The sequence below is a fragment of the Halomonas piscis genome (genome assembly GCF_031886125.1).
Taxonomy (GTDB): Bacteria; Pseudomonadota; Gammaproteobacteria; order Pseudomonadales; family Halomonadaceae; genus Vreelandella; species Vreelandella piscis.
The window spans coordinates 1,157,131-1,169,558 of record NZ_CP119391.1 but is presented as its reverse complement, the minus strand read 5'-3'; the positions used below and the strand labels follow the sequence as shown (position 1 = coordinate 1,169,558).

Genomic DNA, 12,428 nt, shown 5'->3' with positions numbered 1-12,428 from the left:
ACACACCACTTTCTGCCCGGCACCACAAGCGCCGATACGGGGCCATCACCGACAATAGAGCATGAACAAAAGCCATAAGATAGCTTTATTTATCCTGGCCAGACCAATGAAAACCATAGCGGTACGGGCGAAATAGCAGCAACACAGGCGGCCTTGATCCCGATCAACGTTATGCAGCCCGACTGCCTCTAAGCTGGCCACAGCATACCGACCACGCTTGATTACGCCATGGTGGCGTCGACCGCCCTACCAGAAGGACATGCCCTATGCCACACCGTTCTCGTCTGCGCCGTACGGCCCTTCCCGCCGGCCTGCTTGCGCTGTGCCTGAGTTCGCCCGCCACCGCGGTGGACTTTACCCTGGGAGACACCCAGGCCAGCGTTTACGGCTTTGCCAAGCTGGATCTGATCTACGATACCGATAATGACCTGGGCGATCTGGCCGCACGGCCGAAGATTCTGATCGACGGCCAGCAAGGCAGCGACGATCATTTTCGCGCCCACGCCTACCAGAGCCGGCTGGGCTTCAAGACGCAAACTCCGGTAGACGGCAGCTCCTTGACCACTCGGATCGAAGTGGACTGGATGCAAAACCCGCCCGAAGGCGGCGAGCTGCGGCTGCGCCACGCCTACGGCAGCTGGAACGGAGTGCTTGCCGGCAAGACCTGGACCAACTTCGGCAGCCGCCTGAGCCGCACGCCGATTATCGATTTTGCGCCCAGCCCCGGACAAAGCAAGAGCGGGCGCAAGGCCCAGCTGCGCTACTCCGCCGGCGGCTTTCACGCAGCGCTGGAAAACCCCGATCCGGACGACTTCCGCGACGGCGTGGCATCGGCCTTCAATCCCGCGCGGGGTGTCTACCGAGTCGATGACAACGCTCGGCAGTCCATGCCCGACCTCACCCTGCGCTACCAGACGGCCGGCGATCGGCTGGCCTACTCCGCTGCCGCCATGGGCCGGCGGCTGAGCGTCGACGGCGACGTTGACGACAGCGCCCTCGGCTGGGGCGTCAGCGCCGCGACACGCTTTAAGGCCAGCGAGATGCTGACCCTGCGCGGTGCGCTGACCTACGGCGACGGCATCGGCGAGTATCTGCAGAACAACCCCTCGGCGCCGGCGTTTGTCAACGGCAACTCGGTCGATACCGTCAGCGCCTGGGGGGCCAACCTGGGCGCCAGCCTGGCCGCGGGCCCGGGCGCCATCAATCTGGGATACGGCATTTCCCGGGCCGACCTGGACGATATTCGTGACGCCGGTCTGCCCGGCGCCGAAAGCGCCAACAAGCAGTTTGAGGCGGTGCACCTGAACTATATCTGGTCGCCGGCCACCCGCGTCGCCTACGGTGTGGAAGCCGGCTATCACACTCGCGAAGTGGCCGACGGCCGCGACGGCGATGCCCTGCGCCTGCAGGGCATGGTCAAGTACGCTTTCTAACGCGCCGCCCCGGAAGCGAGCGTCCGCTACTGCGCTGCCGACAGCAAGCCGGTGGCGCAAAGCTTCTGAGGGCCTCAGTCGAGCTGGCGCACCTTGAGCTCGTAGTTGTTGACGCCGCTTCGGGCGCCGCCGAACTTCTGCCCCTTGACGCGGACGCGGTACTCGCCCGGCGCCAGTTCGGTGCGCAGGTCCACATCGCCGTCGAAGCCTTCGCCGGCGTCCCGGGCCACTACCTTGCCGTCGCTGTCGAGCACTTCGGCTTCGATGCGGTAGCTGCCCTCGTTGCCGGGGAAGGTCGAGGTGGTAACGGCCACGGTGCCTTTCTCCAGCACCTCAAAGGTCATGACCTCGCCGCTGGCGCGAATCTTGACGTCGGCGACGACCTCTTCAAAGCCTTGCCGCGACGATGCTGACGCCGTTTGATCGGCGCCGCCGGCTGCGGCCTGGCCCGCTTCGCTCTGCGCCGCTGCGGCCGGCGCGCTGGTGGTCACCCCGGCATCAGCACTGGCCGGTGCCGGCGCCTCGGTCTCGGCCTGCGGCGAGCGCGACGACGGCGGCGCCACCGCGGCCACCGCGTCGGAGCGGCGCACCATGGCGGTTTTGCTCTCGCCGGGCCGGCGGCCGGCAAAGGCGATGCCCTCGCCCCGGGAAACGCCGTCCTCCACGTCGGCCCCTTCTACCGTCACGTAGAAGCTGCTGCCTTCGGCGTTGCCGCTGGAGCCGAACTTGTGGCCTTCCACGCGCAGCGTATAGTCGCCCTTCTCCAGCCGCTGGGTAAGGTCAAGCCCGCCGGCGTTGCCGACCCCCTTTTCACGGGCGATGACGCTGCCGCTGGCGTCGAGCAGCGTGGCGGAGACGCGGTAGTCGGTGGACTCGCCGCCCGGTACCTGGCTTTTGAATACGTAAGTGCCGTCCTTTTCCACGCTGAAGTCGTGCTCGTGGGCGCGGCCGTAGAAAAAGTTGTGGCTGCGGGCGTCGTTGTCGGCCTGCAGATAGCGCGTCAGGTCCATCTGCCTGCCCTCTTCGCGGAAGCGCTCCTGCACGTCGCTTGCCAGGGCCTGGGTGCTGGCCACGCCGAGGCCCAGCGCCAGGGTAATGATAACTGCGGGTTTCATGGGCGGTACTCGCTTGTCGGGTCACGGATAAGAGAACGTTCGGCTTAACCTAACAAAAAAAGCCGGCCCTCGGGGGCCGGCTTGGCTTTTTAAGCCGCTTTTTTTAAACCCTGATTGTCAACCCTGCGGGCGTTCTGGCGTTCACGGTACCGCATACGGCTGGCGGGTTCGGGCAGCGGTTTAGAAGAGGTAAACCGCACCCACGGCTACGCCGTCGTCCTCATCGTCGTTGCGATCGTACATCGCGCCTTCGACGAAGGTGTACATCGCGTCGGAGATGTTGTAGGTCGCGCCGAGAACAATTTCGTTGTAGCTCTCGTCGTCGCGCTCGCTGGGCCAGTCGCCGTGTGTTGCTGCATCCTTGAGCGTGTCGGAGAAGCTGTCGCCGCCCACGTCGACGTACTGGTAGGCGCCGTAGATGTCGCCCATGCCGTAGCCGTAGCGCGCGCCCAGGCCGTAGTAGTTGGTGTCGGCCAGGAAGTCGTTGTCAGACTCGAAGCGCTCGAGCTTCAGCGCCATGCGCAGGGTGTCGACGGTGTACTGGGCGGTAATGCCGTACTGCTTGCCCAGGTCAAAGTCGCCAGCAACAGCGTTTCCATTAACGTCTGTGGACGTGTAATTGCCATCGTAGTTGTTGAGGTCGTCGTAGACCGCGGCGATGGAGAAGGCGCCGGCGGTGTACTCGGCGCCGCCGAAGAAGGAGGCGCTGCTGGAATCCTTGGCACGAATATCAGCTTGACGAGCATTGCCTGCATTCGTGTCAGACAGTTCTACGGTGGCATTGCCTAGCTCTTCGGCGTCGCCGTCAAACTGGGTACCCACGGCAAAGCGGAAGCCGCTGAAGGAAGGCGAAGTGAAAGTCACCTTGTCGCCTTCGCGGTTGGACAGGTCGTTCTTGCCGACGATGCGGCTGGACGAATCCGTCACGTCGAAGTATTCGTTGTTGGTGATCGGATCCTGGATCCAGTCGTCGATCAGCGAGTCCCAGGAGCCCACGCGCAGGTCACCGAAGTTGCCCTTCAGGCCCAGGTAGGCCTGGTCGCCGTCGGTCAGGCCGTTGCCCGGGCCCTTGGCTTCGTCGGCTTCGTGCTCGAACTCGGCCTTGAAGTAGCCCTGAAGATCGCGAGTGATCAGGTGCTCGCCGGCAAAGCCCACGGTAGAGCCGTTGTCGAAGAGCTCGTCGTTGGACTCAACGCTGCCGTCGGCCTGACGCGTTTCGATGTCCTTGTAAGCAAGCTGGATGTTGCCGTAGAGGTCGAGTTTGGTGCCGTCTTCGTTGTAGATAGTGGCAGCCTGGGCGCCGGCAGAAGCGAAGGCAGCACCCGCGATAGCAGTCGCCAAGAGTGTCTTTTTCATGGGATCGGTTCCTTACTAGCCTACTGTTTTGATCGTCTGTGGGCGCTCGGCCCGCTACTGGCTTGAAAGCATGCTGTTCTTTTATGTCCGCCGCTGGAAGCGCCGAAATACCTCATGTTCTTGCTCAAGCCGGGTAATATTCCAATGCTCGCAGGAAGAACTCTATACCGGGTTTCGCGGGAACGCAATAGAAAAAAACACTGTTTTTTTATGCTTTGACCACTTTTTGCGGAACCCGCGCCGGCTTTGCCTTGTCTCAGGTGCGGATTAACGCCTTAATCCCGCCCGCCAAAGCGGCGCTGCAGGCTGGCAAGCTTGTCTTCCAGGCTCGGCGCCTTGGCGTCCCGCTGCGACATTTCGTCATGCTGCGGCTTTGCCGCTCCGCCCTGCTTTTTGCCGGCCGGCGCCTTGGGCCCGGCAGCCTTGTCCCGGCGCGGGCGGCGCGGCTTGCCGCCGGGCGCTTCTGCGCCTGCCGGGCGATTTTTTCTCTCGGCCTGCCGGCGGTACTTTTCCCGAGCGGTCCGGGCCGCGGTGGCGTCCACCGTGCCGGCGGGGTTGCCGTCCAGGTCGATACGCGGCGCGCCTTCCTTCAGCGCCTTGGCGTAGCGGGGGCGGTTGACGTAGCCGGCCAGCGCCCGGCGGATCAGCTTGTTGGACCAGGGCTCCCGGGCGGCCAGGTCGTGATGGATGCCCACCTTCAGCGGGCGAACCTCGGCGGCGGCAAACGCCTCGGGGTAGCGCGACTGCCACGCCTTGAGCAGCGCCTGGGGCGCCGGCGGCGTTTCGCCGGCCGCGGCGTGCTCTTCCGGGGTAGTTTTGGCTACCGGGGCCGCGGCATGCTCTTCCGGGGCGGCTTTGGCTACTGGGGCCGCGGCTTTTTCCGGCGCCGGCGTGTCTTCCGCCGCTGCCGTTGAAGGGGTCGTCGCTTCGCTGGGCTCGCCGGTATCGTCCACCGGGCGCTGCGCCAGGCGGCTTTTCAGGCGCCGGTTTTCGTCGCGCAGGGTGGCAAGCTCGGTCCGGGCCTCTCCCAGCCGGGCTTCCAGGTCGTCCAGCAGGTGCGTCACGCGTTCAGGCATCCGTCGCTTCCTCTTTGTTCTTGAGCCGTGGGTCTGTGGTGTCACTCGTATTGGCGCCGCTGCGCGGCAGGCGGCCGCCCTGCCGGACGGCTACTCTGCCCGGCGCTGATAGATGACGAAATCGTAGTCGGGCTGGCCCTCTTCTGCCGCCCCGGCCTCGCGCCGGGTTTCCTGCCACTGCGCCGAATCAACGGCGGGAAAGCGGGTGTCGCCCTCGACGTCGACGTCCACCTCGGTGACGTAGAGCCGCTGAGCCAGGGGCATTGCCTGGGCGTAGACGTCGCCGCCGCCCATGACCATGATCTCTTCGGCCGCCTCCACGGTGGCGTAGCGGTCGGCCAGCGCCAGCGCCTCGGCCAGGCTGTGGCATACCTCAACGCCCGCGGGGGCAAACGCCCTGTCCCGGCTGATGACGATGTTGCGCCGGCCGGGCAGCGGCCTGCCGATGGAGTCGAACGTCCTGCGTCCCATCACCAGCGGCTTGGCCTGAGTCATGCGCTTGAAGAATTTAAGGTCCTCGGGCAGATGCCAGGGGAGCCCGCCATCCACGCCGATGACGCGGTTGCGCGACATCGCGGCGATCATGGCCACGGGAACCAGCGGCGCCGAAACGGCGGGCGAAACGTCACTCATACAGCTACCTGTGCCTTGATGGGCGGATGGGCATCGTAGCCCTCCAGCCGTATATCGTCGAAGGTGAAAGCCAGAAGATCGTCCACTTCCGGCGTCAGCGCAAGGCGGGGCGGCGCCTTGGGCGTGCGCGCGAGCTGTTCCCGGGCCTGCTCCAGGTGGTTGCTGTAAAGGTGAGCGTCGCCCAGGGTGTGGATGAACTCTCCGGGCTCGAGGCCGGTGACCTGGGCCACCATGCACAGCAGCAGGGCGTAGCTCGCTATGTTGAACGGCACGCCGAGGAAGACATCCGCGCTGCGCTGGTAAAGCTGGCACGACAGCCGGCCGTTCGCCACGTAAAACTGGAACAGGCAGTGGCACGGCGGCAGCTGCATCTCGTCGACCTGGGCCGGGTTCCAGGCGGATACGATCAGCCGGCGGGATTCGGGGTGGGTGCGAATCTGTTCGACCACCTGGCGAATCTGATCCACGTGGCCGCCGTCCGGGCGCGGCCAGCTGCGCCACTGGTAGCCGTATACCGGGCCGAGATCGCCGTTGTCATCGGCCCACTCGTTCCAGATGCGCACGCCGTTGTCCCGCAGGTAGGCAATGTTGGTGTCGCCGCTCAAAAACCACAAAAGCTCGTGGATGATCGAGCGCAGGTGCAGTTTTTTGGTGGTCAGCGCGGGGAATCCCCGGGCAAGGTCAAAGCGCATCTGGTGGCCGAACACCGAGCGCGTGCCGGTGCCGGTGCGATCACTGCGGTCGGTGCCGTGTTCCAGCACGTGGCGCATCAGGTCGAGATACGGCTGTTCAAGAGCCGGTTGGTTGGCGGTCACAAGGCGCTCCTGTTGATTTCCAGCATCCGCTTATTTCCGGTATGGATGTATGTGTTTCATCGCCCTTGCCGAGAAAGGCCGCCTGGCTTTTCGACAGCCCTGGTGGAAGCTGAACCTGCCGGCGCAGAGCAGGCCACAAGGCTTCACCCTCCACCCGCCGTTCAGCGGCCCTTCTCTTCGGTCGGCTCGGGCAGGCGCGCGTCCACCGGCTGCTGGCGCGACCAGGCCACCAGCATGAGGCCAAAGGCCATCATCGGCAGCGTGAGCAGCTGCCCCATGGTCAGCCAGCCGAAGGCGATAAAGCCGAGGTGGGCGTCGGGCAGGCGGACAAACTCCACTGCAAAGCGGAAAACGCCGTAGCCGAGGAGAAACAGCCCCGAGACCAGCCCACGGCGGCGCGGCCTGGCGGAGACCCACCACAGCAGCGCAAACAGCACCGCGCCTTCCAGCAGCGCTTCATAAAGCGCCGAGGGGTGGCGCGGCTGCCCTTCCGTGCCGGGAAACGGCATACCCCAGGGCAGCGAAGTCACCCGCCCCGGCAGCTCGTGGTTGATGAAGTTGCCGATGCGCCCGGCTCCCAGGCCGATAGGCACCAGCGGAGCGATGAAGTCGGTCAGGGTAAAAAACGCCAGCCGCTTTTTATGCGCAAACCAGCCGGCCGCCAGCAGCACACCGATCAGGCCGCCGTGAAAGCTCATGCCGCCGTCCCACACGCGGAAAATCCACAGCGGATCGGCGGCCCACTGGCCCAGGCCGTAGAACAGCGCATAGCCCAGCCGGCCGCCTAGCACCACGCCCAGGGCGGCATAGAACAAAAAATCGCTGACGTCGTCCCGGGTCAGGCCAAAGCGCGGCGCCCGACGCCCGCCCAGCCACCAGGCGGCGACAAAGCCGATCACGTACATCAGCCCGTACCAGTGCACCTGCAAGGGCCCGAGCGATACGGCAACGGGGTCAATATCGGGGTAGGCAATCATACGGGCCTCAAACAGCAAACAGGGATGGGACTCACCGGCGTTAGCTCATGATGAAGCGCACGCCGACCACGATCAGCAGCAAGGCAAAGGCGTAGCGCATCAGCCTGGCGGGCAAGACGTGGGCCAGCCTGACGCCCACCCGGGCGAAGGGAACGCTTGCCAGCACCACGCCAAAAAATGCCGGCCACATGACAAAGCCGGTGGCGGCGTCGGGCAGCATCGGGTTGCCTCGGCCCACGACGATGAACGTCAGCGCTCCGGCCAGGGCAATGGGCAGCCCGCAGGCGGCCGAGGTGCCCACGGCTCGGGTCATGCTCGCCCCACAGCGCGACAGCCAGGGCACGCTAAGGGTGCCGCCGCCGATGCCAAAAAGCGCCGAAATGCCGCCGATGACGCCGCCGGCCACGCCCATGGCGACATTTCCCGGCGGCGTGCTGCCGGGTTTTGGCGACAGTCCCAGCAGCATCCTGATCGCGACCAGAACGATGAATATCCCGAACAGGGTGCCCAGCACCGTCGCCGACAGCCCCCCGGCCACAAAGACGCCGAGCACCGCGCCCAGGATCAGCCCCGGCAGCAGCGCCTTGAGCCAGGGCAGATGAATGCTGCCCCGCTGCCAGTGGCCGTACGCCGACGACGTGCCGGTGACCACGATAGTGGCAAGCGAGGTACCCACGGCCAGGTGCACCACCACCTCCGGGGCGATATTCTGCAGCCCGAAGGCAAACACCAGCGCGGGCACGATGATGATGCCGCCGCCTACGCCGAACAGGCCGGCAAGCGTACCGGCCGCCGCGCCCAGCGCCAAATACCCCAGCAGGGTCAAGGCAATACTCATGGTCAAAGCTCTCGTCTCAAAAGGCGTGGCAAGCCTATGGCCTGCTTTCGCGCACTTGAAGTGCGCTCCCACCCTGAATCAAGTCCCAGCCGTAGCTGGCTATTGGCCAGCTACATGGTGGGAGCTGACTTTAGTCAGCGATAGATGTGCCGCTATCCTGTGGCAGGCTTGCGGCCTGCTTTCGCGCACTGAAGTGCGCTCCCACCCTGAATCAAGTCCCAGCCGTAGCTGGCTATTGGCCAGCTACATGGCGGAAGCTGGCTTTAGTCAGCGATAGAATTGCCGCTATCCTGTGGCAGGCTTGCGGCCTGCTTTCGCGCACTGAAGTGCGCTCCCACCCTGAATCAAGTCCCAGCCGTAGCTGGCTATTGGCAAGCTACATGGTGGGAGCTGACTTTAGTCAGCGATAGCGGTGCCTCCAGGCTGCGATAAGGTCAATAAAACGACGCAACGCGCGCCAGCGCTGGCGGCATTCTACGTTGCCGCCTGCAGGCTGTCATCGCCTGCGCTGCCAAACTCCCCCTTAACCCCCCAGGAGCTTGCCTATGTGCCTGATTGGCTTTGACTGGCAGCCCGGCGCGCCGGTGCCGCTGCGCCTGATCGCCAACCGCGACGAGTTTCACGCCCGCCCCGCTGCGCCGCTGCACCGCTGGGCCCCGGAGAACGCGCCCGGCGTCACCCTGCTCGGCGGGCGCGACGAGCGGGCCGGCGGCACCTGGCTCGCCGCCAACGCCTTTGGCACCGTCGCGGCGCTGACCAACGTGCGCGACCCGCGGGACGCCACGCCGGCGGGTGCGCCCAGCCGCGGCGAGCTTGTCTGCCGGGCGCTTGCCTGCCGGGACCTGCCTGCGTGGCTGGAGACGCTTGCCGCCACCGCGCACCGCTACGCCGGCTTCAACCTGCTCGTCGCCACCCCGGAGCGGCTGTGGCACCTTCACCGCAGCCGCGAACGCACCGCCCTCACCCGGGTGGCCCCGGGCATTCACGGCGTCTCCAACGCCGACCTGAACACGCCCTGGCCCAAGACCCGGGCGCTGTGCCGAGTCATGGAAGAGGCGCGGCAGAGCGAAGAGTTCCCCGGGCCGACGCTGGCCGCAATCCAGGATGACCGGCGCGCTGACGACGCCGCCCTGCCGGAAACCGGCGTTGGCCTGGAACTTGAGCGCGAGCTTTCCGCGGCCTTCATCCGCGGGCCGGCTTACGGCACCCGGGCCACGACCTGGCTGACGCTTGGCCGGCATGGCCGGGTGAGCATGACCGAACAGCGCTTCGGCGCGGAGGGCGTATTGGCGGGGAGTTCGGCCGGCCGCATCGGCTGAGCGCAGCCGCGGCCCGGCGATCAGTTTTCCGGGGGCAGGAGGTGCGCCAGCTGCCAGTCGGCCATGCGCGACTGCAGGTGCCGGCGCACCTCTTCCGGGGTATCCTGCTCCATGACCTCGGCCAGCAGCGTCCGCGCATCGCCCAGCGCCACCCGGCGAATGGCGGCACGCACCTTGGGCAGGCTGGGCGCGTTCATCGACAGCCCGGCAAAGCCCATGCCCATGAGCAGAAGCGCCCCGGCCGGGTCGCCGGCAAGCTCGCCGCACAGCGAAATCGGCCGCTCGAGGCGTCGGGCGTCCCGGGAAAGCTTGTCGAGCGCGGTCAACAGCGCCGGGTGCAGCGGATCGTACAGGTCCGAGACCCGGGGGTTGTTGCGGTCCACGGCGAGCAGATACTGGGTCAGATCGTTGCTGCCTACCGAGAAGAAATCCACCCGTTTGGCCAGCGCGTCCAGCTGGTAGAGCGTGGCCGGCACCTCGATCATCGCTCCGACCCGGGGGCGGGCCACGGTTCCCCCCTCTTCGCCCAGCTCGACGATGGCGCGCTCCAGCAGTCCCAGCGCTTCGTCCACCTCGGCCACGTTGGTGATCATCGGCAGCAGCACGTGCAGGTTATCCAGCCCCCGGGAGGCCTTGAGCATGGCGCGCAGCTGCACGATCAGCACCTCGGGGTGATCCAGGGTCACGCGCATGCCGCGCCAGCCGAGAAAGGGGTTGGCTTCGTCGATGGGAAAGTAAGGCAGATCCTTGTCGCCGCCGATGTCCAGGGTGCGCATCACCACCGGCAGCGGGGCAAAGCCCTCGAGCTGCTCGCGGTAAAGCCGGGTCTGCTCCTGCTCGCCGGGAAAGCGCTGGGCGATCATGAAGGGGACTTCGGTGCGGTAAAGCCCCACGCCGCTGATGCGGCTCTTGAGCAGGGTCACGGCGTCCACCGCCAGGCCGGTGTTGACCATCAGCGGCATCTCGTGGCCGTCGGTGGTCACGCTGGGGAGATCCTGCTCGTGCTCCAGCAGCTCGCTTAGCTCGCGCTCCTCTTCGACCAGGGTGGCGTAGTACTTGTCGAGCTCTGCGCTCGGGCGCACAAACAGCCGGCCGCGGTGGCCGTCCACCACCACCGGGGCGCCGGAAAGCCGCGGCAGCGGTAGATCCATCATGCCCAGCACGGTAGGAATGCCCATGGCTCGGGCGACGATCGCCACGTGGGAGGTGCTCGAGCCGCGCACCGAGATCAGCCCCTTGAGCTTGCCGCGCGGTACCTCGCCCAAAAGCGCCACGCTGATCTCGTCGCCGACCAGCACGGTGTTGTCGGGGTAGGCGTCCGGCGTTGCCGAGGCGTCCCGCTGGAGGTGGGCGAGCACCCGCCGGCCGAGATCGCGCACGTCGGCGGCGCGCTCGCGCAGGTAGTCGTCGTCCACCCGTTCCAGGTACTGCACGTGGCGGCGCACCACGTCGGCCAGCGCCCCGGGCGCCCACTGCCCTTCGCGGATACGCTTTTCCACTTCCCGGGACAGCGCCGATTCGCCGAGCATCTGCTGATAGACGTCGAATAGCGCCAGCTCCTGGGCGGAAATGCGCTTGGCCAGCCGGCGGCCGGCGGCGCCGATTTCCTCCCGGGTCTTGTCGATGGCCTCCTTGAGCCGGGCCACTTCGAAGGCCTCGTCCCGGGGAATCAGGTCGGGCACGCTGTTGAGATCCGCCGGCGGCGTAATCACCACCGCCTCGCCCATGGCAATGCCCGGAGAGGCGGGCACACCTCTGAACGTCATCTGCCGCCCGTCGGGCGCCGGGCGCGTCAAATCGCCGGTGGCCAGGGCGTGGGCCAGCACGCCGGACAGCTGCGCGGCCATGGTGACCAGAAACGCCTCGTCCTCATCGGTATAGCGGCGGTTGTCGGCCTGCTGCACCACCAGCACGCCGAGCATGCGGCGCTGGTAAATGATGGGGATGCCCAGAAAGCTCGAATAGCGCTCTTCGCCGGTGGATTCGAAATAGCGAAACCGCGGGTGGGCCTGGGCGTCTTCCAGGTTGAGCGGCTCCCGGCGCTTGGCCACAAGCCCGACAAGCCCTTCGCCCAGCGGCAGCATCACCCGCCCCACGGCGTGGGTGCGCAGGCCGATGGTTTCCATCAGCACCAGGGTTTCCAGCGCTTCATCGTAGAGATAAAACGAGCATACGTCGGTGCGCATGGCCTTGCGGATGCGGCGCACCATGGTTGCCAGGGCGGCATCGAGGCTGCGCGCGCCGTTGACTTCCTGGATGATGCGGCGCAGCACCTCGAGCATGGACGTCTTGTTGTTCACAAATTCATGCCTCGCTGGGGTTCAAGCCGTCCACTGCGGCTAGCGGGCGGCGTCCCGGGCCATGCGTTGCAGCCGCGGCGAGAGCTCGCGCAGCGCACGCCGATACACCTCCCGCTTGAACGACACAACCTGCCCGAGGGGATACCAGTAGCTCACCCAGCGCCAGCCGTCGAACTCCGGCTCGGACGTGGCCGTCATGCAGATCCGGCTATCCTGACAGCGGATCCGGAGCAGATACCATTTTTGCTTCTGGCCGATACACACCGGCCGGGAATGCGTGCGAACCATGCGTCGCGGCAGGCGGTAGCGTAGCCACCCCCGAGTGCAGGCCTCAACGGCTACGTCATCGGCGGTCAGGCCGATTTCTTCGTGCAGCTCACGAAAAAGTGCCTGTTGCGGTGTTTCGTCTGCCTTGATGCCTCCCTGGGGAAACTGCCACGCATTTTGCCCGACCCGACGCGCCCAAAGCAGCTGCCCCTGGGCGTTGGCAATGATGATGCCAACGTTGGGGCGAAAGCCGTCTGCGTCGATCACGGACGTCACCTTGATAAACTGTAGTTGGCATC

Annotated in this window: 11 protein-coding genes; 2 read left to right on the top strand and 9 right to left on the bottom strand. The window is 66.0% G+C overall.

The features are described from left to right. Positions 1–266 precede the first annotated feature (266 nt). On the top strand, positions 267–1,433 hold the full coding sequence (locus tag P1P91_RS05525) for a DcaP family trimeric outer membrane transporter (RefSeq protein WP_311885093.1): 1,167 nt from the start codon (positions 267–269) through the stop codon (positions 1,431–1,433). Positions 1,434–1,507: 74 nt separating this feature from the next. On the opposite strand, the gene P1P91_RS05520 is transcribed toward P1P91_RS05525, so the two are convergent. The 7 genes from P1P91_RS05520 to P1P91_RS05490 form a co-directional block, all read right to left on the bottom strand. Continuing rightward, the gene (locus P1P91_RS05520; protein ID WP_311885091.1) at positions 1,508–2,548 is read right to left on the bottom strand and encodes an ML domain-containing protein; all 1,041 of its coding nucleotides are present in this window, start codon (positions 2,546–2,548) and stop codon (positions 1,508–1,510) included. Between the two features lie 180 nt (positions 2,549–2,728). Further along, positions 2,729–3,904, bottom strand: a complete 1,176-nt coding sequence (locus P1P91_RS05515; protein ID WP_311885089.1) for a porin — start codon at positions 3,902–3,904, stop codon at positions 2,729–2,731. Positions 3,905–4,179: 275 nt separating this feature from the next. Then, positions 4,180–4,980 (bottom strand): ProQ/FINO family protein, encoded by an 801-nt coding sequence (locus P1P91_RS05510; protein WP_311885087.1) that lies wholly within the window; start codon positions 4,978–4,980, stop codon positions 4,180–4,182. A 90-nt stretch (positions 4,981–5,070) separates the two neighbouring features. Continuing rightward, a complete protein-coding gene (locus P1P91_RS05505) occupies positions 5,071–5,613 on the bottom strand; it encodes a dihydrofolate reductase (protein WP_311885086.1) in 543 nt (180 codons plus the stop codon). Then, positions 5,610–6,383: a thymidylate synthase gene (locus P1P91_RS05500; RefSeq protein ID WP_311885707.1), complete on the bottom strand. Its 774-nt coding sequence runs from the start codon at positions 6,381–6,383 to the stop codon at positions 5,610–5,612. The genes P1P91_RS05505 and P1P91_RS05500 overlap by 4 nt, the downstream gene beginning before the upstream one ends. 206 nt (positions 6,384–6,589) lie before the next feature. Next, positions 6,590–7,405 (bottom strand): prolipoprotein diacylglyceryl transferase, encoded by an 816-nt coding sequence (gene lgt / locus P1P91_RS05495; RefSeq protein ID WP_311885085.1) that lies wholly within the window; start codon positions 7,403–7,405, stop codon positions 6,590–6,592. A 40-nt stretch (positions 7,406–7,445) separates the two neighbouring features. Continuing rightward, positions 7,446–8,243 (bottom strand): sulfite exporter TauE/SafE family protein, encoded by a 798-nt coding sequence (locus tag P1P91_RS05490; RefSeq protein ID WP_311885083.1) that lies wholly within the window; start codon positions 8,241–8,243, stop codon positions 7,446–7,448. 545 nt (positions 8,244–8,788) lie between these two features. On the opposite strand from P1P91_RS05490, the gene P1P91_RS05485 reads away from it, so the two are divergent. Further along, entirely contained in the window at positions 8,789–9,562 is a 774-nt protein-coding gene (locus P1P91_RS05485) for an NRDE family protein (RefSeq protein ID WP_311885081.1), read from the top strand. Positions 9,563–9,582: 20 nt separating this feature from the next. Here the strand turns inward: P1P91_RS05485 and ptsP are convergent, their stop codons facing one another. Together ptsP and P1P91_RS05475 are read right to left on the bottom strand one after the other, a co-directional pair. Further along, positions 9,583–11,844: a phosphoenolpyruvate--protein phosphotransferase gene (gene ptsP / locus P1P91_RS05480; protein ID WP_311885705.1), complete on the bottom strand. Its 2,262-nt coding sequence runs from the start codon at positions 11,842–11,844 to the stop codon at positions 9,583–9,585. A 57-nt stretch (positions 11,845–11,901) separates the two neighbouring features. Beyond that, positions 11,902–12,396 carry an RNA pyrophosphohydrolase gene (locus P1P91_RS05475; RefSeq protein WP_311885079.1) on the bottom strand — a complete coding sequence of 165 codons (495 nt, stop codon included), beginning with the start codon at positions 12,394–12,396 and terminating at the stop codon, positions 11,902–11,904. Positions 12,397–12,428: the final 32 nt, after the last annotated feature.